Genomic DNA, 24,490 nt, shown 5'->3' with positions numbered 1-24,490 from the left:
AGACTCCTAGCGCGATTTCTCGAAAGGTTTCACAAATGTGATTCTAGGCTCTTTCCACGGCCCCTCGACGCGGTAATGCACGCTAGCAAAGCGTGATACCCGGTCGCCGATCAAGCGATCGACCAGGAACAGCGCGCCCCCCACCGCAGGTGCGCCGATGATCAGGGCGGCCAGCGGCAGGTTGTTGGTCACCGGCAGGCTCACCTGCAGGTTGGCATCCACCCGGTCACGGACCAGGTCGAGGGTACCGTCGAGCTCGAAGTTGCTCGACGGGCCAGTAACGGTAATCGGCTCGCGGGTCACGTAGACGCCATTGCTGGCCACCAGCAGGCCCTTGACCCGATCATAGGCCAGGCCTTTGTCGAACAGGTCGGAGAAGTCCAGGCGCAGGCGGCGGCCGATGGAGTTGAAATTGAGCAGGCCGAACACGCGCAGGGCCTGGGCACTGCCTTCGACTTCGACGAACTGGCCGGTGCGCAGGGCGGCATCCATGCTCCCGGAGAAGCGGTTCAAGCCCACCCAGGCAGGTGAGCCCGGCCAGCGGCCGTCGACATCCAGGCGGAAATCGCGGCTGGTCACGGTGGGGGCAAACCCCCACGCCTTGAGCACATCGGCCAGGTTCTTGCCGTCCAGGCGCCCTTTGTACCAGCTACTGCTGCTGCCCGGCGGGCCTTCCCAGCCACCGCCGCCATCGATGCGCAGGCCCTTGAAGTCAAGGTCGATATCGTCTGCCGATACGCCACGCGCGGTCGGGCGCAACTTGATCGATGCGCTGCCGTAGAGGTCGTCGCCACGGTAGAGCTTGTCGATGCGCAGGTCCAGGGCAGGTACCTTGCGCGGGTCGAATGATGCCAACGGGTCGGGCCCCTCCTCGGCCTGCGCCTGGGCCGGGTCCGCCGCTGGCAGGCGCAAGGTCTGCAGGCGCACCGACATGGGCGCGGCCTTGGCGTCGGGTACGCGCGCGTTGCCGATGACTTCCTTGCTGTCCAGGCGCAGGTCCCACGCCGGGCCACCACGGGCCAGACGCACCACCGCCTGATTCAGGTCCATGCCGAAGGCTTTGAGCTGGCCGATGCTCAGGTCGACGCTTTGCAGGCTCTGCCGGGCACTGCCACCAGGGTCGTCACCGCCCAGGCTGGCCATCTGCGCTTGCCAGGGCGCCAGGTCCAGTGTTTCCAGGTGCCCGCGTACCCGCAGCCCCTGGCCGCTTGGCACTTGCGCCTGGCCTGTGCCCAGCAGCAGCTCACCGCGGCCCTGGGCCAGTTTGTCGCCGGGCGCGGCATAGGCAAAGCGTGCAAGGTCGGCATAGCTGGCGTCGAAGCGCCGCTCCTGGCCCTGCAGGTTCATGCTGAAGCGGCTGTCGCGGGTATCCGCCGCAGCCTTGCCGAAGGGTGCCGGCAAATCGATCGCCAACCCCTTGAGCGACGAGTTGACGTTCAGGCTGTTGTCCCGGCTACCCAGGTTGACCTGCAACTGATAGGGCAGCTCGCCCGAGGCAGGCAACGCCTGGTTGAACTGCAGCCATTCGGTCAGCGCTTTCAGCGAAACCTGGCCGTTGGCGTTGATGCGGGTCTGCATCTGCCCTGGCTCGCCCTCGGCGACGATCTGCGCGGTCACCGGTTTGCCGAACGCCTGCAGGCTGATGTCCTTGCCGCTCAGGCCCTTGTCGAAGTCAAAACTGAAGTCGCCCTTCAGGCGGTTCAGCTCCAGGCTTGGCGGGGCCACCTTGAGGCGGGCGTCAGCGGTGGCGAAGTCCACCTTGACCTTGGGCCGCTGCCCATGTGCCAGGGGGATATCGAGCTTGACCTTGCCCTTGAGCGGGCCCTCGCCTTCCCAACCGGCGAAGATCTCACCCGTCCCGATCGGGGCTTCCTTGAGAATTTTCAGGCCGTCACCCAGGCTGCCGTCAAAATCGCCATCCAGGTACAGATGGCTGTGCTGGTCGCCTTCGACGTGGGGGATGTCGACACTGACGTCACTGACTTTGGTATCGAGCAGCAGGCCATGGTGGGCCTTGATGCGCACACCACTGTCTTCGATCAGCACGTCACCATCGACCTGCTGCACTTGAGGCCAGCCGGGCTGGAAGTCCAGCGCCGCGTCACGCACCTTGAAGAACAGGCTGATACTGCGAGCCTCCGGGGCGGCGCCGTGGTTCAGCGAACCCTGGTACTGGAAGTAGCCCTCATCCACGGTGCCCTTGACGATCGCACTGCGCAGCCATTCGTCGAGGGCCGGGCTGAGCACTTCCGGCAAGTATTTGGCGGTGTATCGGCCATCGCCTTCGGTCAACCCGACGCGCAGGTCCATGTAGTCCTCGCGGCCCTCTTCGAACAGCAGGCGGATCAGGAAGTCACCGGCGATCTTGCCCTCCTCGCCCAGCACCTTGAGGTACGGCGCGACGAGGGTGAAGCCTTGCTTGTCGAGGGCCCAGGTCAGGCGGGCATTGGCCTGCTGGTAATGCCAAGGTTTGGCGAAGATCGGGTACAAGTGCAGCATGAAGGCCTCAGTGTCGAGCCGCAGCTCGCCATGGCCCAGGTCGCCGCTGATGCTGCCACTGACGTTGCCGGCCGCCGGGGCACCGTGGTAGGCGTTGAAACCGACCTGCTCCAGGTTGGCGGCAAATTGCAGCCGCTGGTCGCCCTCAGCCTTGGGCCGCGCCTCCAGGCGCAAGTTGCGCAGCGCGCCGGTGACCTTCAGGCCGTCGACCACGGCCATGAGGTTATCCGGCAGCGGTGCCAAGGCATCGATCAATGGGGTCAGCGGAGTGAGGTCAAGGCGGTCGGCCTGCACTTCCCAGCGCTCGTCGGCGGGTGCCTGCCCAGGGCGCTGGCGTAACTGCAGATGGGTTTCCCAACGGGTCTTGCCGATGCTCATGGCCAGGGAATCGACACTCACATCGAAGCCTTGCGGGCTGCGCTGGAACCAAGCGGCCAGCGCCAGGTTGTCCAAGGTTGCGGCCTTGCGCCCGGCATACGCACCTTGCAGCGTTGGCGCATTGACACGGACCACCGCGTGTTGCAACTGGCCTTGGCGCCAGTCGACCCAGAACTCGCCCCCGGCGCGCAATGCGTCAGCCTGCCACTGGCCCAGCAGACGCGGCGGCAACCAGCGCGCCCAATCGCTCTGCGGCAGGCTCAGGTATGCCGCAACCTCAGCGTCTTGCCAGGCTTTGGCCGACGCGCGGCTGCGCAGGTTCAGCGCCAGGGGCTGGCCGTCCGGCAGGGTTGCGCGCACGTCGAGGGCCTGGCGCGAGGCACCGGCCTGCAGGCCGGCACTCACATACGTCAAGGTCAGGGGGTCGCGCTGCCAGGGCTGCAAGGTAACCTGGCTGTCGAATACATCGATACGCCCCAGTTGGCGCAAGCGCTGCAGCAACTCGGCGGGGTCGAGGGGGGCATCGTCTTTTTTCGGCAGCCCTTCGAGGTTCCAGGCGCCTTGCTCATCTTCGCGCAGGATCAGTTGCAAGCCGCCTAACTGAATACGCGCCAGGCGTACCTCGCGGGAGGTCAGGCTGGCCCACAAGTCCGGCACCAGCTTGACGTCGTCCAGGCGCAACGCGGTGGCGCCTTCGCCCAATTGCAGGTCGCGAACGCGCAGCACAGGCGCCAGCCCGCTCCAGCGCCCCTCAAGGGCACCGACATGCACTGGCAGGCCCAACGCCTGTTCGGCCTTGCTCTCGACATCGGCTCGGTACTCGGCCACCAACGGCACCAATTGCCGGCCGAGGCTGACATACAACGCCACCAGCACCGCCAGCAGCGCACACAAGCCCAGCCCCCAGCGAGTCAAGGCGACAAGAACGCGGTTCAGACGTCCCATGGCCATGGCCCTCCAGGTCGTTTATCCATGATGGCCCCAAGTACCGGTTTTGCCAGCCCGGCCATCCTGTGCTGCGTTTTGGTAAGCCTCAGAGCAGCACCACATCGTATTGTTCCTGCGAGTACATCGACTCGACCTGGAAGCGGATAGTTCTGCCGATGAAGGTTTCAAGCTCCGCCACGTTGCCCGACTCTTCGTCCAGCAGGCGGTCGACCACCTTCTGGTTGGCCAGTACGCGGTAGCCCTCGGCCTGGTAGGCACGGGCTTCGCGAAGGATCTCACGGAAGATCTCGTAACAAATGGTCTCGGGGGTTTTCAGCTTGCCACGGCCCTGACACGCCAGGCAGGGTTCGCAGAGCACCTGCTCGAGGCTCTCACGCGTGCGCTTGCGGGTCATCTGCACCAGGCCCAGCTCGGTGATGCCGATGATGTTGGTCTTGGCGTGATCACGCTCGAGCTGCTTTTCCAGGGTGCGCAGCACCTGGCGCTGATGCTCTTCATCTTCCATGTCGATGAAGTCGATGATGATGATGCCGCCGATGTTGCGCAGGCGCAGTTGCCGGGCAATGGCGGTAGCGGCTTCAAGGTTGGTCTTGAAGATAGTTTCTTCAAGGTTGCGATGGCCGACGAAGGCACCGGTGTTGACGTCGATGGTGGTCATTGCCTCAGCGGGGTCGACCACCAGATAGCCACCGGACTTGAGCGGCACCTTGCGCTCCAGGGCACGCTGAATCTCGTCTTCGACACCGTACAGGTCAAAGATCGGCCGCTCGCCAGGGTAGTGCTCGAGCCGATCGGCAATCTCCGGCATCAATTCGCCGACGAACTGCGTGGTTTTCTGGAACGTTTCCCGCGAGTCGATGCGGATTTTCTCGATCTTCGGGTTGACCAGGTCGCGCAGGGTACGCAGGGCCAGGCCGAGGTCTTCGTAGATTACCGTGGGCGCGCCGCAGGTCTGGATCTGGCTGCCGATCTGTTCCCACAGGCGGCGCAGGTAGCGAATGTCCTGCAGGATCTCTTCGGCGCGGGCGCCTTCGGCGGCAGTGCGCAGGATGAAGCCGCCGGCGTCCTTGATGTTCTCGCTGTCCATGCAGCTGCTGACCACCTGCTTGAGGCGATCACGCTCGGCTTCGTCTTCGATCTTGAGGGAAATACCGACATGGCTGCTGCGCGGCATGTACACCAGGTAGCGCGAAGGGATCGACAACTGCGTGGTCAGGCGGGCGCCCTTGGTGCCGATCGGGTCCTTGGTCACCTGTACCACCAGCGCCTGGCCTTCATGCACCAGCGCGGTGATGTTTTCTACCGCCGAGCCTTCGCGCTGGGAAATTTCCGAGGCATGGATGAAGGCAGCCCGCTCCAGGCCGATGTCGACGAACGCCGCCTGCATGCCGGGCAGCACGCGTACCACTTTGCCCTTGTAGATATTGCCGACGATGCCGCGGCGCTGGGTGCGCTCGACGTGCACTTCCTGCAGCACCCCGTTTTCCACCACCGCCACACGTGACTCCATCGGGGTGATGTTGATCAGGATCTCTTCACTCATGGCAGGCTCTCGTCAAAGGTCTTGGATAATGATGGATCGCGCAGGCAGCGCTGGCTACTGCGGCTTTGTTACCTCTGGAGAAAGCGCAGGCAGTTGCCAGCAGGCGATGCCGAACCCGGCGAGCAGATCGGCGGTCTCGCTCAGCGGCAAACCCACCACCGCAGAGTAACTGCCTGCAAGGCCGGTGACGAACACTGCGCCCAGCCCCTGGATGGCATAACCGCCGGCTTTGTCGGCAGGCTCACCGCTGGCCCAGTAGCGCGCTGCTTCATCGGCGCTGATGGCACGAAAGCGCACACTGCTGGTGACGCACAGGCTCAGGGTGCGCGCCCCATCGCTCAGGGCGACAGCGGTCAATACCTGATGTTCGCGGCCAGACAAGTCGGCCAGCATGGCCAGGGCATGTTCACGGTTTTCAGGTTTGCCGAGAATACGGCCATCGAGGACCACTGCGGTGTCTGCGCCCAGCACCACCGCCGGGCCCTTCAGGCTGGCAAGGCCAGCTTCGGCCTTGGCCCGGGCGAGGCGCTCGACATAGGCCTGGGCACCTTCATTGGCCAGCGGGGTTTCATCGATGGGGGCGCTTACTGTAGTGAACGGTACGCCGATCTGAGTCAGCAGTTCACGACGACGGGGCGAGCCAGAGGCCAGGTAAAACGGGTTCATGTAGACATCTCCCTGTCAGTCGCGGCAACGCCGTCAATTTATGTGCAAGCGTCGGCGCAGGTCGCGCAGGGCAAAGCTGATCCATGGCCAGAGCAAGGCGCTGATGACCGCCGACCACACCAGCGCCAGGGTCGGCAGGCGGTTGCCGGTCAGCGCGCTGAGCCATAGCTGTATCAGCTGGGCGATGCCGAAGATCACCAGGATCACCAGGCTCTGCTGCCACATGGGGAACATGCGCAGGCGCTGCTGCAGCGACAGCACCAGGAAGGTGATCAGGGTCAGGATCAGCGCGTTCTGCCCAAGCAACGTGCCATACAGCACATCCTCGGCCAGGCCCAGCACGAAGGCCGTGGTCATGCCGACCTTGCTCGGCACGGCAAGGGTCCAGAACGATACCAGCAGCGCCAGCCACATGGGCCGGAACACTTCCATGAACTGAGGCATGGGCGAGACGCTGAGCAGCAAGCCAATGGCGAATGTCAGCCAGATGACCCAGCCGTTGTTGCGGCGTGATGCAGCCATCATTGCCTCCGGGGTTGAGCGGGCGCTGCCGCTGGCACGGCGGGTGCCGCAGGCGCTACAGGCGCAGCAGCGGGCTGCGTGGCAGGGGCTGCCGGAGTTGCGGGCGCGACGGGCGCGGTTGCGGTACCGGCAGGTGCGGCCTGCTCGCCATTGGCGCCAGGCTGAACACTCACCGCGGTGCCCTTGCGGTCGGCCTCTTCCTGCGCAATCGCCGCGTCGGTGGCGCGCTGTTCCGGGGTACGCCGGTCACTGAACACCAGCAGCATGTAGCGGCTGCGGTTGAGTGCGGCGGTAGGGATGGCGCGGACAATGGCAAACGGCTGGCCGGAGTCGTGAATCACTTCGTTGACCGTGGCCACCGGGTAGCCGGCCGGGAAGCGCTGGCCCATACCGGAGCTGACCAACAGGTCGCCTTCCTTGATGTCGGCGGTATCGGCCACATGGCGCAGCTCCAGCCGCTCCGGGTTGCCGGTACCGCTGGCGATGGCGCGCAGGCCATTGCGGTTGACCTGCACCGGAATGCTATGGGTGGTATCGGTCAGCAACAGCACCCGCGAGGTGTAAGGCATCAATTCGACCACCTGGCCCATCAGGCCGCGGGCATCGAGCACCGGCTGGCCGAGGAACACACCATCGCGCTCACCCTTGTTGATCAGGATGCGGTGGGTGAACGGGTTGGGGTCGACGCCGATCAGTTCGGCCACTTCGACCTTTTCGTTGACCAGGGCCGAAGAGTTGAGCAACTCACGCAAGCGCACGTTCTGCTCGGTCAGGGCCGCCAGCTTCTGCAGGCGCCCCTGCAACAGCAGGGCCTCGGTCTTGAGCTTTTCGTTTTCCGCGATCAGTTCGGTACGGCTGCCGAACTGGCCCGCCACGCCTTGCCACAAGCGCTGCGGCAAATCGGTGATCCAGTACGATTCCATCAACACCATGCCCATCTGGCTGCGCACAGGCTTGAGCACGGCAAAGCGCGCATCGACCACCATCAACGCGATCGACAGCACCACCAATACGAGTAGACGAACGCCCAGCGAAGGGCCCTTGGAGAAAAGCGGTTTAATGGGCCGTTCCTCGTGGACGACTCAGGAGGTCATTGGACATGGGACAACGCACCAGCCTGGTTGCGGGTTGACGGAAACGACGCCCAAACGGACGCCAGCCCAGCGCATACAGGTAGCACTGTGCGTGCTACCTGTAAACCGGGCGCTCATGAGCCGCGAGCAGGATCACTCGCTGGAGAGCAGGTCCATCGCGTGCTTGTCCATCATCTCCAGGGCGCGACCGCCGCCACGGGCGACACAGGTCAGCGGGTCCTCGGCGACGATCACCGGCAGGCCGGTTTCCTGGGCCAGCAGCTTGTCGAGGTCGCGCAGCAGTGCGCCACCACCGGTCAACACCAGGCCGCGCTCGGCGATGTCGGAGGCCAGCTCCGGCGGCGACTGCTCCAGGGCGCTCTTGACCGCCTGAACGATGGTCGCCAGCGATTCCTGCAGCGCTTCGAGCACTTCGTTGGAGTTCAGGGTGAAGGCACGCGGTACGCCCTCGGCCAGGTTACGGCCACGGACATCGACTTCGCGCACTTCGCCGCCCGGGTAGGCGGTGCCGATTTCCTGTTTGATACGCTCGGCGGTGGACTCGCCAATCAGGCTGCCGTAGTTGCGGCGCACGTAGGTGACGATGGCTTCGTCGAAGCGATCGCCGCCAACCCGCACGGATTCGGCATAGACCACACCGTTGAGGGAGATCAGCGCGATTTCGGTGGTACCACCGCCGATATCGACGACCATCGAGCCACGGGCCTCTTCAACCGGCAGGCCGGCACCGATGGCGGCGGCCATTGGCTCTTCGATCAGGAAGACTTCGCGGGCACCGGCACCCAGGGCCGACTCGCGAATCGCGCGGCGCTCTACCTGGGTCGACTTGCACGGCACGCAGATCAGCACGCGAGGGCTGGGCTGCAGGAAGCTGTTCTCGTGAACCTTGTTGATGAAATACTGCAACATTTTTTCACAAACGCTGAAGTCGGCGATGACGCCGTCCTTCATCGGACGAATGGCAGCAATGTTGCCGGGCGTACGGCCCAGCATGCGTTTGGCTTCGGTACCGACGGCGACGACGCTTTTCTGATTGCCATGGGTACGGATGGCAACAACCGAGGGCTCATTCAGGACGATACCGCGCTCACGCACGTAAATAAGGGTGTTGGCAGTACCCAGGTCGATGGAAAGATCGCTGGAAAACATGCCACGCAGTTTCTTGAACATGGGAAAGTGACCCTGGGGAAAGCGTGGGTAAAAAAGTGCGGCAAACTCTAACAATGGCAGGGATTTTGGGCAAGGAGCCAATATGTTAAATTGGTCGTTTTTCCGAGCACGCCAGCAGATGATCGCGGCCGTATGACCGCCAGAATGCCGACATGTTCCTCATCACGGACCTTATTCCGTTCTTTGTTCCCCCTGGAGATCCCCATGGCGCTTGAACGCTGCGACGTGGAAAAGATCGCCCATCTGGCCCGTCTGGGGCTGAATGATGGCGAACTGCCACGCATTACCGATGCACTGAACAGCATTCTCGGGCTGGTCGACCAGATGCAAGCGGTCGACACCACGGGCATCGAGCCCCTGGCCCACCCCCTGGAGGCCAGCCAGCGACTGCGTCCCGACCAGGTCACCGAAAGCAACCAGCGCGAGGCCTACCAGGCCATCGCACCCTCGACCGAAAGCGGTCTGTACCTGGTTCCCAAAGTCATCGAGTAAGGGATAGAGCCTGCCATGCATCAATTGACCCTGGCCGAGATCGCCCGCGGACTCGCCGACAAGTCGTTTTCCTCCGAAGAGCTGACGGGCGCCCTGCTGGCGCGCATCAAGCAACTCGACCCGCAAATCAACAGCTTCATCAGCGTCACCGAAGAGCTGGCCCTGGGCCAGGCCCGTGCCGCCGACGCCCGCCGCGCCGCTGGCGAGGCCGGTGCACTGCTGGGCGCGCCGATCGCCCACAAGGACCTGTTCTGCACCAACGGTGTACGCACCAGCTGCGGCTCGAAGATGCTCGACAACTTCAAGGCGCCGTACGATGCCACCGTGGTCGCCAAGCTGGCCGAAGCCGGCATGGTCACCCTGGGCAAGACCAACATGGACGAATTCGCCATGGGTTCGGCCAACGAATCCAGCCACTATGGCCCGGTGAAAAACCCGTGGAACCTCGAGCACGTGCCTGGCGGCTCGTCCGGTGGCTCGGCTGCTGCCGTCGCCGCGCGCCTGCTGCCAGCCTCCACTGGCACCGACACCGGCGGCTCGATCCGACAGCCGGCAGCGCTGACCAACCTGACCGGCCTGAAACCGACGTACGGTCGTGTTTCGCGCTGGGGCATGATCGCTTACGCCTCCAGCCTCGACCAGGGCGGCCCGCTGGCCCGTACCGCCGAAGACTGCGCGCTGCTGCTGCAAGGCATGGCCGGTTTCGACGCCAAGGACTCCACCAGCATCGAAGAACCGGTGCCGGACTACAGCGCCAACCTCAACGCCTCGCTGCAAGGCCTGCGCATTGGCCTGCCGAAAGAATACTTCAGCGCCGGCCTCGACCCGCGCATCGCCGAACGGGTGCAAGCCAGCGTCAAGGAGCTGGAAAAGCTCGGCGCCGTGGTCAAGGAAATCAGCCTGCCGAACATGCAGCATGCCATCCCGGCGTACTACGTGATCGCGCCCGCTGAAGCGTCCTCCAACCTGTCGCGTTTCGATGGCGTGCGTTTCGGCTACCGCTGCGAAGCCCCCAAAGACCTGACCGACCTGTACAAGCGTTCGCGTGGCGAAGGCTTCGGCGCCGAAGTGCAGCGCCGCATCATGGTCGGCACCTACGCCCTGTCGGCCGGCTATTACGACGCCTACTACGTCAAGGCGCAGCAGATCCGCCGCCTGATCAAGAACGACTTCATGGCCGCGTTCAACGACGTCGACCTGATCCTTGGCCCGACCACGCCGAACCCGGCCTGGAAGCTCGGCGCCAAGAGCAGCGACCCAGTCGCCGCCTACCTTGAAGACGTCTACACCATCACCGCCAACCTGGCAGGCCTGCCCGGCCTGTCGATGCCGGCCGGCTTCGTCGATGGCCTGCCCGTTGGTGTGCAGTTGCTGGCGCCGTACTTCCAGGAAGGCCGCCTGCTCAACGTCGCGCACCGCTACCAGCAAGTGACCGACTGGCACACCCGTGCCCCCAACGGCTTCTGAGGAGTTCACACATGCAATGGGAAGTTGTGATCGGGCTGGAAATTCATACCCAGCTCGCTACCCAGTCGAAGATCTTCTCCGGCAGCGCCACCACCTTCGGCTCCGAGCCGAACACCCAGGCCAGCCTGGTTGACCTGGGAATGCCCGGCGTACTGCCGGTGCTAAACCAGGAAGCCGTGCGCATGGCCTGCATGTTCGGCCTGGCGATCGACGCCGAGATCGGCAAGCGCAACGTGTTCGCGCGCAAGAACTACTTCTACCCCGACCTGCCCAAGGGCTACCAGATCAGCCAGATGGAGCTGCCGATCGTCGGCAAGGGCCACCTGGATATCGCCCTGGAAGACGGCACCATCAAGCGCATCGGGGTTACCCGTGCGCACCTGGAAGAAGACGCCGGCAAGAGCCTGCACGAAGACTTCAGCGGCTCTACCGGCATCGACCTGAACCGTGCCGGCACGCCGCTGCTGGAAATCGTCTCCGAGCCGGACATGCGCAGCGCCAAGGAGGCCGTGGCCTACGTCAAGGCCATCCACGCCCTGGTGCGCTACCTGGGCATCTGCGACGGCAACATGGCCGAAGGCTCGCTGCGCTGCGACTGCAACGTGTCGATCCGCCCCAAGGGCCAAGCCGAGTTCGGCACCCGCTGCGAGATCAAGAACGTCAACTCGTTCCGCTTCATCGAGCGTGCGATCAACAGCGAGATCCAGCGCCAGATCGACCTGATCGAAGACGGTGGCAGGGTCATCCAGGAAACCCGCCTGTACGACCCGAACAAGGACGAGACCCGCTCCATGCGCAGCAAGGAGGAAGCCAACGACTACCGTTACTTCCCCGACCCGGACCTGCTGCCGGTGGTCATCGAGGACAGCTTCCTCGACACCATCCGTGCCGGCTTGCCCGAGCTGCCACCGCAAAAGGTCGAGCGCTTCCAGAGCCAGTACGGCCTGTCGGCCTACGACGCCAACGTGCTGGCCTCCAGCCGTGAACAGGCGGACTACTTCGAAGAAGTGGTGAAGATTGGCGGCGACGCCAAGCTGGCCGCCAACTGGGTCATGGTCGAGCTGGGCAGCCTGCTGAACAAGCTGGGTATCGAGATCGACCAGGCGCCGGTCAGTGCCGAGCAGCTCGGTGGCATGTTGCTGCGGATTCGCGACAACACCATCAGCGGCAAGATTGCCAAGACCGTGTTCGAAGCCATGGCCGCCGGTGAAGGCGATGCCGACAGCATCATCGAAAGCCGTGGCCTGAAGCAGGTTACCGACACCGGTGCAATCGAGACGATGCTCGACGAGATGCTGGCTGCCAACGCCGAACAGGTCGAACAATACCGCGCTGCCGACGAGGCCAAGCGTGGCAAGATGTTCGGCTTCTTCGTCGGCCAGGCGATGAAAGCGTCGAAGGGCAAGGCCAACCCTGGGCAAGTGAACCAATTGCTCAAAGCCAAGCTCGAAGGCTGAGCTGAAAAAAGCGGCGAGGGCTTTGCCCTCGTTCGCGGGGCCAGTCGGATCGCCGCACCGCCGCTCCCACAGGTATTGCGCAGCCCAGTAGCTGTGGGAGCGGCGGTGCGGCGATCCGACTGGCCCCGCGAACGCCGCACAGCAGCCCCAACGGCAGCACCGGAGCTTTCGACTTGCTAAAACGATCCCTCGGCACCCTCGCACTCTTCTCCCTGCTGGCCGGCTGCGCCAGCCACGACATCGACCCTCGCGGCTACAACCAGACCGGTACCGCCTCCTATTACGGCGCCCGCCACCACGGCAAACGCACGGCCAGTGGCGAGCCTTTCAACCAGCATGGCCTCACCGCCGCTCACCGCAGCCTGCCCTTCGGCAGCAAGGTGCTGGTCACCAACCTTGCCAACCAACGCAGCGTGGTGGTGCGCATCAACGACCGCGGCCCGCACACACGTGGCCGGCTGATCGACCTGTCACGCGCCGCAGCAGAAAAAATCGGCATGCTCCGTAGCGGAACGGCGCGCGTCCGGGTACAAGGTCTGAGCGACTGACCGACTGGAGCCCGACCATTTTCGACCTCGCCACCCTTCCCACCTTCAGCCTCCTGCAACTGGGCGTCGCCCTCGTGCTGCTGGCCTGCGGTGCAGAGCTACTGGTACGTGTGGCCCTGCGCCTGGCCCTGCGCCTGCACGTGCGGCCATTGATCATCGGCCTGAGCCTGGTGGCCTTCGGCAGCACCGCGCCGCAGCTCACCGTAAGCCTGCAGGCTGCCTACCAAGGCGCACCCGATGTCGCAGTCGGCAGCGTGATCGGCAGCAATATCTTCAACGTGCTGGTAATTCTCGGCCTGGCCGCGCTGATCATCCCGCTGCGCGTATCACGCCAGCTGGTGCGCCTGGATATCCCCCTGATGATCGTCGCCAGCGCGCTGGTGTATGCGCTCGCCGCCAATGGCTACCTGGGCCGCTGGGAGGGCCTGCTGCTGCTGTTGGCACTGGTGGGCTACCTGGGCATGCTCTGGCACCAATCGCGGCATTACGCCCGCACCTACCCCGCGCCCAGCGTCATCACCGTCAGCGGCGCACGCTTCTGGTCTGGCGCCCTGTTGCAGATTGCCCTCGGCCTTGGCCTGCTGAGCCTGGCCGGGCACCTGCTGCTGGAAGCCGTCGTCGAGGTAGCGACCGACCTGGGGCTGTCCGAACGCATCATCGGCCTGACCGTGGTGGCGGTCTGCACGTCGCTGCCAGAGTTGGCGGCGGCGATGATCGCCGCCCTTCGCGGCGAACGGGAGATCGCCGTGGGCACGGTGATCGGCAGCAACCTGTTCAACCTGCTGGGGGTATTGGGGCTGACTGCGCTGATCACGCCAGAGCCGCTGTCGATCTCACCCAACGCACTGGCCTTTGACTTGCCGGTGATGCTGGGTGTGGCGGCGCTAAGCCTGCCGGTGTTTTATTCGGGGTACCGGATTACCCGCGCTGAAGGCTTGGTGTTCCTTTGCCTGTACCTGGCCTATGGGCTGCATGTGGTGGCCTTCACCACCGGCATGCCACTGGCCGGGCGCCTGGAACGGCTCATGCTGTTTTATGTGCTGCCGGTGCTAGCGGTGGTGTTGCTATATACCACCGTGCGCGCCTGGCGCCGACAGCATTGAGGTGCCGTAAGGGGTAGCGTGATGGCTGCCAGGTGCATGCCTTGCGGTTTGCTGCGCCTGTGAGATCGAGCGCCGCGCGGGCGGCGCTCGATCTCACAGGCCCCACAAGGCTCAAGCCAGGCGCTTGTCAGCCCCTCACCCCTTGGCCTGCCGCGCCTTCTTCAACCGGAACGCCACCCACAGCACCGCGATCCACCCTGGAATCAACATCACCGAAATACGAATCGGCGGCGTCAGGTACATCACCACCAGAATCAGCACGATGAACGCCAGGCACAGGTAATTGGTAATCGGGTGCCCCCAGCTCTGATAAAACGGGGTAATGCCCGCGCCCAGCTTGGCCTTGCGGAACTTCAGGTGGGTAATGCTGATGCTCGCCCAGTTGATCACCAGCGCCGACACCGCCAGGGCCATCAGCAAACCGAAGGCTTCCCCCGGCATCAGGTAGTTGATCAGTACGCACAGGCCGGTGGCGAACGCCGAAACGCCCAGCGCCGTCAGCGGGACGCCACTGCGGCTGACCTTGAGCAACTGGCGCGGCGCATCGCCCTGGCTGGCCAGGCCGAACAGCATGCGGCTGTTGGCGTAGACACAACTGTTGTAAACCGACAGCGCAGCCGTCAACACCACGACGTTGAGGATGGTCGCCACCAAGTCGCTGTCCAGCTCATGGAAGATCATCACGAACGGGCTGCCCCCCTGCACCACCTTCTGCCATGGGTACAGCGACAGCAGCACCGCCAAGGCGCCAATGTAGAAAATCAGGATGCGGTAGACCACCTGGTTGGTGGCCTTGGGGATGCTCTGACGCGGGTTGTCCGCCTCGGCAGCGGTGATCCCCACCAGCTCCAGCCCACCGAAGGAGAACATGATCACGGCCAGGGCCATGACCAGGCCAGTGACGCCGTTAGGGAAGAAACCACCGTACTGCCACAGGTTGGCCACGCTGGCATCCGGGCCGCCATGGCCGCTGCTCAGCAGCCAGGCACCAAAGCCGATCATGCTGACGATGGCCACCACCTTGACCAGGGCGAACCAGAACTCCATCTCACCGTAGACTTTCACCTGCGTCAGGTTGATGAGGTTGATGACCACGAAGAAGATCGCCGCCGTCGCCCAAGTAGGGAAATCTGGCCACCAGTACTGCACATAGATGCCCACCGCCGTCAGCTCGGCCATGCCCACCAGCACGTACACCACCCAGTAGTTCCAGCCCGAGACGAAGCCTGCGAATTCGCTCCAGTACTGGTGGGCAAAGTGGCTGAAGCTGCCGGCGACCGGCTCTTCGACCACCATTTCGCCAAGCTGGCGCATGATGAAGAAGGCCATCAGGCCGGCAATGGCATAGCCCAGCAAAACGGAAGGTCCAGCCAGCTGAATGGTCTGGGCGATCCCCAGAAACAGCCCCGTGCCGATGGCCCCACCCAGCGCGATCAGCTGGATATGGCGGTTCTTCAACCCGCGCTGCAAGCGCTCGGGCGTGCTCTGGTCTTGCATGAAGTGTCCTTTAGCTCAGTGAGGCAGTGTTATTGCTGTTATTTGCAGTCAAGGATCTAGATCCATCCGCCCCACTGCAAGATGAAAATACCGATATTGGTGGTGATCGCCGCCATTAGCGTCGTGATCACGATGATCGAGGCAGCCAATTCATGGTTGCCATTGGCCGCCCGTGCCATCACGTAGCTGGCCGCTGCGGTAGGGCTGCCGATGTACAGGAACAGGATGCCCAGCTCGGCACCGCGGAAACCGCACAGCCAGGCACCCAACGTGCCGACCAGCGGCAACCAGACCATCTTCACCAGGCTGGCATCGATCGCCAGCCTGCCACTGTCACGCAGCGCCGCCAGCGACAGGGTACCGCCAATGCAGATCAGCGCCAGCGGCAGGGTCATCTGCGCCAGGTAGTCGCCCGAGGTGAGCAACCAGTTGGGCAGCGGCACCTGGCCGTAGGCCATGGGCGTTGCCACCAGCACGCTGAGGATCAAGGGGTTGCTGAAGATGCTCTTGCAGATGCTCCACGGGTCGGACTTGAGGTCCGGGCTGTACACCGCCAGCACCACCGCCGACAGCGAGTTGTACAGGAGGATCACCAGGCCTGCCAGCACCGCCCCTAGCGAGATACCGTAGTCGCCGTACAGGCTGGCGGCCAGCGCCAGGCCGATCACGCCGTTGTTGCCGCGAAATGCGCCTTGGGTGTAGATGCCGCGGTCTGCCGGCGGGCAACGCCAGAGGGCCAGCCCCCAGGCCACGGCGAAGCCTACCAGGGTGGCAGCGACGAAATACAGGATGACGCCGGGTTTGACCGCGGCCGCCAGGTCGGCGTGGTAGATGCCCAGGAACAGCAGCGCCGGCATGCAGACATTGAACACCAGCTGCGACGCGACACGGTTGAAGTTGTCGTCGATCAAGTGGATGCGTTTGAGCAGTATGCCCATGAACAGCATGGCGAAAACGGGCGCCGTGATGTTCAGCGTCTGGATAAGAAGGGCGAGCATGCGATCCTGCAGGGAGTTGCCGTCAGGGGGCTAATGATACGTCAACGGCTGCGAGTTGCGGGGATCGGGATGCGATACAGAGAAGTGTCTGACAGCCAGGGACCTTTCGCGGGGCAAGCCCGCTCCCATGATTTGTGGGAGCGGACTTGCCCCGCGAACGGGTCAGCGCCGAACCGGTCGCTTCTGCAGCTTGCGCTGCAAGGTCCGCCGGTGCATGCCCAACGCCCGCGCCGTGGCCGAGATATTGCCTTCGTGTTCGTTCAGCACGCGCTGGATGTGCTCCCACTGCAGGCGGTCGACCGACATCGGGTTTTCCGGCACCAGGGCATCCAGGTCAGCGTGCTCGGAAAGCAGCGCCGCAAGTACATCGTCAGCATCGGCCGGCTTGCACAGGTAGTTGCAGGCACCGCGTTTGACCGCCTCGACTGCGGTGGCGATGCTCGAGTAACCGGTGAGGATCACCACCCGCATCTCCGGATCCAGCTCCAGCAGCTTGGGCAACAGCACCAACCCCGAGTCACCTTCCATCTTCAGGTCCAGCGTGGCGTAGTCCGGCAGGTCCTGCTGGGCCAGGATCAGCCCCTCCTCAGCCGAGCCTGCGGTGCTCACGCGGAACCCGCGGCGGCTCATGGCGCGCGCCATGACCCGGGTAAAGGTGGCATCGTCATCCACCAGCAGCAGGTGCGGCAGCTCTTCGCCTTCAACCTGGATATCTTCACTCATCATTCATCTCCTCGCTTGCCATGGGGCAGGCGCAGTTCGGTCAGGGTGCCACCCTGCTCATGACTATAGAGTTTCACCGAACCGCCCGCACGCGTCACGCTGGCCTTGCTCAAGAACAGGCCCAGGCCGAAGCCTTTGCCCTTGGTGGTAATAAAGGGTTTGCCAATCGCTTCGGCGATTGCCGGGGGCACACCAGGGCCATGGTCACGAATGCTGATGACAATGTCCTCGGCGTCCCAGTCCAGGCGCACCTCAAGGTCGTCCGGGCACGCGTCGGCTGCATTGTTCAGCAGGTTCAGCAGGGCCTGGGTCAGGTCAGGTGGCGGCGTCAGGCGAGGTACCTGGCCGTCCCTGAGGCGCTGGAAGCGGTAACTGGCTTCGGGCCGCATCAGGTGCCAACGGTTGAGCGCCTCGTCCAGCCAGACGGTGACGTCCTGCTCGACCATGGCCAGGCGGCGATTGGCCTCGGCGGCACGCACCAGTTGCTGCAAGGTTTCTTTGCACAGTTTGACCTGGTCCTGAAGGATCTGCAGGTCTTCCTGCAACAAAGGGTCCGGGTGGTCCTGGCGCATTTCGTTAAGCAGTACGCTCATGGTCGCCAGCGGTGTGCCCAGCTCATGGGCAGCGCCGGCGGCCTGGGTGGCCACGGCCAGCAATTGCTCATCGCGCAGGCTCTCTTCACGGCGCTCGGAGCGCAGTTGTTCCTGGCGCCGCAGCTCCTCGGCCATGCGCGCGGCAAAGAAGGTGATGACTGCGGCCGCCAGGGCGATGCTCAGCCACATGCCGTAGACCTGCATCTTGTCCCGCGCCATCGGCAGCCCTTCAAGCGGGTAGAACTGCACCAGCAGCAAGCTGTAGGCCGTCAGCGCGATGCCCGAAAGGATCAACGAATAGAGCCAGGGCAAGGTCACCGCGGCAATGGCCAGCGGCACCAGGTAATAGGAAACGAACGGGTTGGTCGAGCCGCCGGAGTAATACAGCAAGGCACTGTGGATCAACAGGTCGCAGGCAAGCTGCAGTGCATACTCAAGTTCAGTGACCGGCAGCGACAGGCGCAAGCGCAACGCGGTGAACGCACACAGGATGGACGACAGGGCCAGCGTTGCTGCCAGCGAAAACCATGGCAAGGGCAGCAGGTCAGTCCAGTAGGCGACGCCCACCGAGCCTGCCTGGGCAGCCAGGACCAGCACGCGGATGACAGTCAGGCGCCAGAGGTTCTGACGGGTAGCGGACAACGGTTGTACGTCAGCGAGCATGAGCTCTCCTGATGAGTGCTCCAGAAAATCGGCTGGAGTATACCGAAGCCGGGCGCCTCACTGCAGCGATGCGGCAAAGCGCCACACTTTGTCACAGGTGCATAGTGGCACTTTTGAACCCACTACACTGTTCCCGGTCTGATGGGCCATGCGTGGAATGGAGACCAGATCCCACGCCCTTTTATTGCCAAGGAGTCTTACATGCAAATCCCTCGTCGCGGCACTGCCCTGATCCTGTCGTGCGGGCTGCTCGCCAGCCTGCCTGCGCTGGCGGCCGAAGAGCCGCGCTACAACCAGGTATCGCTGCGTGCCGAAGTCAGCAAGGAAGTGCCGCGCGACCTGATGGTCGTGACCCTCTACAGCGAAGCGCAGAACAGCGACCCGGGCAAGCTTGCCAAAGAGATCACCGAGACCATGAACAAGGCTGTGCAGCAGTCTCGCCAGGTCAAGGACGTGAAGATCAGCCAGGGCAGCCGCAACAGCTACCCGGTGTACGACAGCAAAGGGCAAAAGATCACCGGCTGGCGTGAACGTGCCGAGCTGCGCCTGGAGAGCGCCAACTTCCCAGCCCTGTCGCAACTGACCGCCGACCTGTTGCAGGCGCTGAAAATGGGCGGCATGGACTTCTCCATCGCCCCGGCCACGCGCAAGGCCAGCGAGGACGACCTGCTCAAGGACGCCGTCAATGCCTTCAAGGCACGCGCTCAGTTGGCCACCGAGGCACTGGGGGGCAAGGGCTACAAAGTGGTCAACCTGAACCTCAACAGCAGCGGTTACCCGCGCCCTTATATGCGCAGCGCACCGATGGCCATGAAGGCTATGGCGGGTGACGAAGCGGCACCGGCGCCGGATATCGAGGCGGGCACCAGCGAAGTCAGCATGAATGCCGATGGCTTGATCGAAGTTCAGATGCCTTGAGGCACAGTGGGGCGCGTTGCGCCCCCTTCTGGCCAGCCCCACAGCAGGGCCACTTTTAGCGTTTTCAGACATCTCCTACGCACCCTGACGGTGCATGCCTACAATTCCTCCCCCTCGTAACATTCAGCAAAAAGCCATCATTTTGCCCTCGCAAACGTTTAACTTCGCCAAAAGTTATACTGATGCGACATCCATGTACGGTCGTTCCACATTTCTGGCGCCAACTATCCTTCCGAGTGTTGCATTGGGAATAGCCCCTGCATAAGTATCCTCAGGTCGGCTCACGAGGCCACCTCAATCAAAAATGACAACAATGAGGCCACCATGCTCAAACACGCAGTCATTCCGTTCCTGCTTGGCGCAGGTTTGCTCGCTGGCGCCCCCCACGCCCACGCGGCGTCCAACCTGGTGTTCTGCTCCGAAGGCAGCCCCGCCGGCTTCGACCCAGGGCAGTACACAACGGGAACCGACTTCGACGCCTCGGCCGAGACCGTGTTCAACCGCCTGACCCAGTTCGAACGTGGCGGTACCGCCGTGATTCCGGGCCTGGCGACAAAATGGGAAGTGTCCGACGACGGCAAGGCCTACATTTTCCACCTGCGCGAAGGGGTCAAGTTCCACACCACTGACTACTTCAAGCCAAGCCGCCCGTTCGATGCCGACGACGTGCTGTTCACCTTCAACCGCATGCTCGACAAGGACCACCCGTTCCGTAAGGCCTACCCCACCGAGTTCCCCTACTTCACCGACATGGGCATGGACAAGAACATTGCCAAGCTGGAGAAAGTCGACGAACACACGGTCAAGTTCACCCTCAACGACGTCGACGCCGCGTTCATCCAGAACCTGGCGATGAGTTTCGCCTCCATTCAGTCGGCCGAGTACGCCGACCAATTGCTCAAGGGGGGCAAGGCCGCCGACCTCAACCAGAAGCCGATCGGCACCGGCCCGTTCGTGTTCAGCAAGTACCAGAAAGACGCGCAGATCCGTTTCAAGGGCAACAAGGACTACTGGAAACCCGAGGACGTGAAGATCGACAACCTGATCTTCGCCATCACCACCGATGCCTCGGTGCGCATGCAGAAGCTGAAAAAGGGCGAGTGCCAGGTCACCTTGTTTCCGCGGCCGGCGGACATCGAGCCGCTCAAGGCCGACAAGAACCTGCAGATGCCGCATCAGGCCGGCTTCAACCTCGGTTACATCGCCTACAACGTGATGGACAAGATCAAGGGCAGCGACGCACCCAACCCCATGGCCAAGCTCGAAGTGCGCCAGGCACTGGACATGGCGGTGGACAAGAAGAAGATCATCGAATCGGTTTACCAGGGTGCCGGTCAGTTGGCGGTAAACGGCATGCCGCCCACCCAGTGGTCCTATGACGACAGTATCAAGGACGCCACCTACGACCCGGAAAAGGCCAAACAGCTGCTCAAGCAAGCCGGCATCAAGGAAGGCACCGAGATCACCCTGTGGGCCATGCCGGTGCAACGCCCGTACAACCCAAATGCCAAGCTGATGGCTGAAATGCTGCAAGCCGACTGGGCAAAGATCGGCATCAAGGCAAAAATCGTCAGCTATGAATGGGGCGAGTACATCAAGCGCTCAAAAGGCGGCGAACAAGGCGCCATGCTGATTGGCTGGAGCGGCGACAACGGTGACCCGGACAACTGGCTGGGCACCCTGTACGGCTGCGATGCCGTCGACGGCAACAACTTCTCCAAGTGGTGCTACAAGCCTTACGACGACCTGATCAAGCAGGCCAAGGCCACCTCGGACCAGGCCAAGCGCACCGAGCTGTACCAGCAGGCGCAGCACATCCTCAAGGAGCAGGTGCCGATCACCCCGATCGCCCACTCCACCGTGTACCAGCCCATGAGCGCCAAGGTGAAGGACTTCAAGATCAGCCCGTTCGCGTTGAACGCCTTCTACGGCGTCAGCGTGGACAAATAGGGTAGATCCCGGCACCCGCCAGGCGGCGGGTGCCAGCCCCACCAGATCCGATCACAGCATACCGCCCCGCCGCCATCCGCAGCGGGATCGGCGAACTGTTGCCGCCATTCGTACCCCGAGCCGGCGAAACAGACCAACAAGGACTTGCCATGCGCCCTGCCACCACCCTTTCGACCCTGCTCGCGCTGGGCCTGATAAGCCTCTCCCCGGCCCTGCTCGCAAAAAACCTGGTGTTCTGCTCCGAAGGCAGCCCGGCCGGCTTCGACACGGCACAGTACACCAGCGCCACCGACAACGACGCCGCCGAACCGCTGTACAACCGCCTGGTCGAGTTCGAGCGCGGTGGCACGGCGGTGCAGCCGGCCCTGGCCACCCAATGGGACGTGTCTGACGATGGGCTGCGCTACACCTTCCACCTGCGTGAGGGGGTGAAGTTCCACGCCAACAAGGCGTTCAGCCCCAGCCGCGACTTCAATGCCGACGACGTGCTGTTCACCTTCAACCGCATGCTCGACAAGGGCCACCCGTTCCGTCAGGCCTACCCCACCGAATTCCCCTACTTCGTCAGCATGGGCCTGGACAAGAACATCGCCCGCCTCGAAAAGACCGGGCCGCTGACCGTGATGTTCACCCTGAACAAGGTCGACGCCGCCTTCGTGCAGAACCTGGCCATGAGCTTCGCCTCGGTGCTGTCCGCCGAGTACGCCGAGCACTTGATGGCCAACGGACGCCCCAGCGACATCAACCAGCAGCCCATCGGCACCGGACCGTTCGTGTTCCAGCGCTACCAGAAGGATTCGCAGATCCGCTTCAAGGGCAACAAGGCGTACTGGGCGCCGGGCCAGGTGAAAATCGACAACCTGGTGTTTTCGATCAACATCGACCCCTCGGTACGTATCCAGAAGCTGCGGCGCAACGAATGCCAGGTCACCCTGCACCCGCGCCCCGCCGACCTGCCGGCGCTCAAGGCCGATAACAAACTCGAAGTGCTGCAGCAACCTGGCTTCAACCTCGGCTACATCGCCTACAACACCCAGCACCCGCCGTTCGACCGCCTGCAAGTGCGCCAGGCCATGGACATGGCGGTGAACAAGCAGGCGATCCTTCAGGCGGTGTATCAGGACTCCGGGCAGCGCGCAGTCAACGCCATGCCACCGACCCAGTGGTCCTATGACGACAGCCTTGAGGACGCGCCCTTCGACCCGCAAAAAGCCAAGCAACTGCTCAGGCAGGCCGGGGTCAAGGAAGGCACCGAAGTCACCCTGTGGGCCATGCCCGTGCAGCGCCCCTACAACCCAAATGCCAAGCTCATGGCCGAGATGCTCCAGGCCGACTGGAGCAAGCTTGGCTTCAAGGTACGTATCGTCAGCTACGAGTGGGGTGAATACCTCAAGCGCATGAAAAGCGGCGAGCACGACATTGCCCTGATCGGCTGGACCGGTGACAACGGCGACCCCGACAACTGGCTCGGCACCCTCTACAACTGCGACGCCATCGGCAGCAACAACTACTCCCGGTGGTGCGACCCGCAGTACGACAGCCTGGTCAAGCAAGCCAAGCAGGTGACCGACCGCGAACAACGCACCGCCCTCTACCGGCAGGCCCAGCAGCGGCTCAAGCAACAGGTGCCAATCACCCCGGTGGCGCACTCCACGGTGAACCAGCCGATCAGCATCAAGGTTGCCGATTTCAAGGTCAGCCCCTTTGGCCGCAACAATTTTTCCGGTGTGAGTGTTGATTAGGCACTAGACGCTACAAACAACACCCCTCCCCTGATTAGCCCGGCAACCCCGGGCAACTCTGGCAACACCGCAGCAACACGCCCGGCTCACAAGGCCGGTAATAACTAGAAAAAAGAAAGGGAGTTTTCACCTTGAGACTATTCACCTCAACCGCACTGGCATTGACCCTCGGTAGCGTCTGCTCCGTGGCCGAAGCCGAACCCCAAAGCCAGGCCTACGTCCCACTCAGCCTCAAGACCAGCAGTGAACAAGACCAGGCGACCGGCTTCATCGACGGCCAAAGCGTCTCTGGCAGCACTCGTAACTGGTATGCCCGCGAGCGCGCCACCCGCGCCCCGCTCTGGAAGTACTACAAGCGCGACGGTACTCGCCACGACACCCACAGCCGCGAGAACTGGCTGCAGGGCACCATCCTCAACTACAGCTCGGGCTTTACCCAAGGCACCGTCGGTATTGCCGTCGAAGCCGCCGGCTATAATGCCATTGCCCTGCAACAGAGCCGCGAGGCAATCGCCGGGCCCAACAACCGCACGCTGACCCACAGCGACGGCGACCCCGTGGGCCAGTGGAGCAAGCTGGGCCTGGGCAACATCAAGGCCCGCGTGTCCAACACCACGCTCACTCTCGGCCGCCAGTCGGTGGACACGCCGATGATCGCCTACATTGGCAACCGCGCCCTGCCATCGAGCTTCCAGGGCGCCTTCCTGCACAGCGCCGAATTCGACAACCTGTCGTTCGACCTGGGCACCTTCGACCGCGTCTCGCCCCGAACCGAACAAAGCCTCAGCAAGTTCCGCTCCGAGTACGGCGCCGCCGGCGTCGAGACCGACCGCGCCAGCACTGCCGGGGTCAACTACCAGCCGTTCAAAAGCCTGAGCACCAGCCTGTACGCCACCAAGGTCGACGACTTCTGGAACCAGTACTACTTCGGCGCCAACCACGTGCTGGGCGACAGCGCCGTGCTCAGCCTGAGCACCGGCCTGAACTACTACAAGACCGTGGATGCAGGCAGCAAGAAGATGGGCGAGATCGACAACGACACTTACAGCCTGTCGCTCGCCCTCACCCACCAGGCCCACACCCTCAGCGCGTCATGGCAACAGGTCAACGGCAACGAGTACTTCGACTACCTGCACGAAACCAACGGCATCTACCTGGCCAACTCGCTGCTCTCGGACTTCAACGGCCCGAACGAGAAATCGCTGCAGCTTTCCTATGTGCTGAACATGGCGCCGTATGGCGTGCCGGGCCTCAAGTTCAACCTGTACAACGCACGCGGCTGGGGCATCGATGGCACCCATTACCGGGGCACTGCCTATGACGTCAACGGCATGGACGGCGAGACCCACTACGAGTGGGGCATCGGCACCAGCTACGCCGTGCAGAGCGGCCCGCTGAAGGACACCAGTATCCGCGCCACCTACACCGCGCACCGCGCCAGCAAGGCGCAGGCCGATGGCAGCCTGGACGAGTTCCGCCTGGTGACCACCATTCCGTTCAACATCCTCTGACCGATGAC

Annotated in this window: 19 protein-coding genes; 9 read left to right on the top strand and 10 right to left on the bottom strand. The window is 63.4% G+C overall.

What is annotated here, in order from left to right:
* Positions 1 to 6 precede the first annotated feature (6 nt).
* The 6 genes from CKW22_RS09445 to mreB form a co-directional block, all read right to left on the bottom strand.
* A complete protein-coding gene (locus CKW22_RS09445) occupies positions 7 to 3,828 on the bottom strand; it encodes a YhdP family protein (protein ID WP_095064049.1) in 3,822 nt (1,273 codons plus the stop codon).
* An 82-nt stretch (positions 3,829 to 3,910) separates the two neighbouring features.
* On the bottom strand, positions 3,911 to 5,368 hold the full coding sequence (rng, locus tag CKW22_RS09440; protein ID WP_033701120.1) for a ribonuclease G: 1,458 nt from the start codon (positions 5,366 to 5,368) through the stop codon (positions 3,911 to 3,913).
* Positions 5,369 to 5,422: 54 nt separating this feature from the next.
* Positions 5,423 to 6,034, bottom strand: a complete 612-nt coding sequence (locus tag CKW22_RS09435; protein WP_033701122.1) for a nucleoside triphosphate pyrophosphatase — start codon at positions 6,032 to 6,034, stop codon at positions 5,423 to 5,425.
* 33 nt (positions 6,035 to 6,067) lie between these two features.
* Complete coding sequence (gene mreD, locus CKW22_RS09430; protein WP_019473693.1) at positions 6,068 to 6,556, bottom strand: rod shape-determining protein MreD; 489 nt, start codon at positions 6,554 to 6,556, stop codon at positions 6,068 to 6,070.
* A complete protein-coding gene (mreC, locus tag CKW22_RS09425) occupies positions 6,556 to 7,587 on the bottom strand; it encodes a rod shape-determining protein MreC (protein WP_241380773.1) in 1,032 nt (343 codons plus the stop codon). The genes mreD and mreC overlap by 1 nt, the downstream gene beginning before the upstream one ends.
* 195 nt (positions 7,588 to 7,782) lie before the next feature.
* Positions 7,783 to 8,820 carry a rod shape-determining protein MreB gene (gene mreB / locus CKW22_RS09420; protein WP_003255163.1) on the bottom strand — a complete coding sequence of 346 codons (1,038 nt, stop codon included), beginning with the start codon at positions 8,818 to 8,820 and terminating at the stop codon, positions 7,783 to 7,785.
* A 204-nt stretch (positions 8,821 to 9,024) separates the two neighbouring features.
* On the opposite strand from mreB, the gene gatC reads away from it, so the two are divergent.
* From gatC to CKW22_RS09395, 5 genes are all read left to right on the top strand, one after another.
* Positions 9,025 to 9,312 (top strand): Asp-tRNA(Asn)/Glu-tRNA(Gln) amidotransferase subunit GatC, encoded by a 288-nt coding sequence (gene gatC / locus CKW22_RS09415; protein WP_027595588.1) that lies wholly within the window; start codon positions 9,025 to 9,027, stop codon positions 9,310 to 9,312.
* 15 nt (positions 9,313 to 9,327) lie between these two features.
* Positions 9,328 to 10,779 carry an Asp-tRNA(Asn)/Glu-tRNA(Gln) amidotransferase subunit GatA gene (gatA, locus tag CKW22_RS09410; protein WP_033701123.1) on the top strand — a complete coding sequence of 484 codons (1,452 nt, stop codon included), beginning with the start codon at positions 9,328 to 9,330 and terminating at the stop codon, positions 10,777 to 10,779.
* 11 nt (positions 10,780 to 10,790) lie between these two features.
* Positions 10,791 to 12,236 carry an Asp-tRNA(Asn)/Glu-tRNA(Gln) amidotransferase subunit GatB gene (gene gatB, locus CKW22_RS09405; RefSeq protein ID WP_033701124.1) on the top strand — a complete coding sequence of 482 codons (1,446 nt, stop codon included), beginning with the start codon at positions 10,791 to 10,793 and terminating at the stop codon, positions 12,234 to 12,236.
* Between the two features lie 173 nt (positions 12,237 to 12,409).
* Complete coding sequence (locus tag CKW22_RS09400; RefSeq protein ID WP_033701125.1) at positions 12,410 to 12,784, top strand: septal ring lytic transglycosylase RlpA family protein; 375 nt, start codon at positions 12,410 to 12,412, stop codon at positions 12,782 to 12,784.
* Between the two features lie 59 nt (positions 12,785 to 12,843).
* On the top strand, positions 12,844 to 13,887 hold the full coding sequence (locus CKW22_RS09395) for a calcium/sodium antiporter (protein WP_033701126.1): 1,044 nt from the start codon (positions 12,844 to 12,846) through the stop codon (positions 13,885 to 13,887).
* Between the two features lie 135 nt (positions 13,888 to 14,022).
* Here the strand turns inward: CKW22_RS09395 and CKW22_RS09390 are convergent, their stop codons facing one another.
* From CKW22_RS09390 to CKW22_RS09375, 4 genes are all read right to left on the bottom strand, one after another.
* Positions 14,023 to 15,384 (bottom strand): amino acid permease, encoded by a 1,362-nt coding sequence (locus CKW22_RS09390; RefSeq protein ID WP_033701127.1) that lies wholly within the window; start codon positions 15,382 to 15,384, stop codon positions 14,023 to 14,025.
* A gap of 56 nt (positions 15,385 to 15,440) precedes the next feature.
* On the bottom strand, positions 15,441 to 16,382 hold the full coding sequence (locus CKW22_RS09385; protein WP_095064048.1) for an AEC family transporter: 942 nt from the start codon (positions 16,380 to 16,382) through the stop codon (positions 15,441 to 15,443).
* 162 nt (positions 16,383 to 16,544) lie between these two features.
* Entirely contained in the window at positions 16,545 to 17,105 is a 561-nt protein-coding gene (locus CKW22_RS09380) for a response regulator transcription factor (RefSeq protein ID WP_033701129.1), read from the bottom strand.
* Positions 17,105 to 18,361: an ATP-binding protein gene (locus CKW22_RS09375; RefSeq protein WP_033701130.1), complete on the bottom strand. Its 1,257-nt coding sequence runs from the start codon at positions 18,359 to 18,361 to the stop codon at positions 17,105 to 17,107. The genes CKW22_RS09380 and CKW22_RS09375 overlap by 1 nt, the downstream gene beginning before the upstream one ends.
* Before the next feature lie 201 nt (positions 18,362 to 18,562).
* Here CKW22_RS09375 and CKW22_RS09370 point away from each other — a divergent pair, with 201 nt between their 5' ends.
* The 4 genes from CKW22_RS09370 (at position 18,563) to CKW22_RS09355 (ending at position 24,482) form a co-directional block, all read left to right on the top strand.
* Positions 18,563 to 19,279 carry an SIMPL domain-containing protein gene (locus CKW22_RS09370; RefSeq protein WP_033701131.1) on the top strand — a complete coding sequence of 239 codons (717 nt, stop codon included), beginning with the start codon at positions 18,563 to 18,565 and terminating at the stop codon, positions 19,277 to 19,279.
* 324 nt (positions 19,280 to 19,603) lie between these two features.
* Positions 19,604 to 21,229, top strand: coding sequence for an ABC transporter substrate-binding protein (locus CKW22_RS09365; protein ID WP_047581369.1), 1,626 nt, complete (start codon positions 19,604 to 19,606; stop codon positions 21,227 to 21,229).
* Positions 21,230 to 21,378: 149 nt separating this feature from the next.
* A complete protein-coding gene (locus tag CKW22_RS09360) occupies positions 21,379 to 22,971 on the top strand; it encodes an ABC transporter substrate-binding protein (protein ID WP_095064047.1) in 1,593 nt (530 codons plus the stop codon).
* A gap of 131 nt (positions 22,972 to 23,102) precedes the next feature.
* Positions 23,103 to 24,482, top strand: a complete 1,380-nt coding sequence (locus CKW22_RS09355; protein WP_033701134.1) for an OprD family porin — start codon at positions 23,103 to 23,105, stop codon at positions 24,480 to 24,482.
* The last annotated feature ends 8 nt before the right edge of the window (positions 24,483 to 24,490 follow it).

It is taken from the genome of Pseudomonas sp. Irchel s3f19 (assembly GCF_900187555.1).
In the GTDB taxonomy this organism is placed as follows: Bacteria; Pseudomonadota; Gammaproteobacteria; order Pseudomonadales; family Pseudomonadaceae; genus Aquipseudomonas; species Aquipseudomonas capeferrum.
This window is presented reverse-complemented; position numbering and strand designations above follow the sequence as displayed.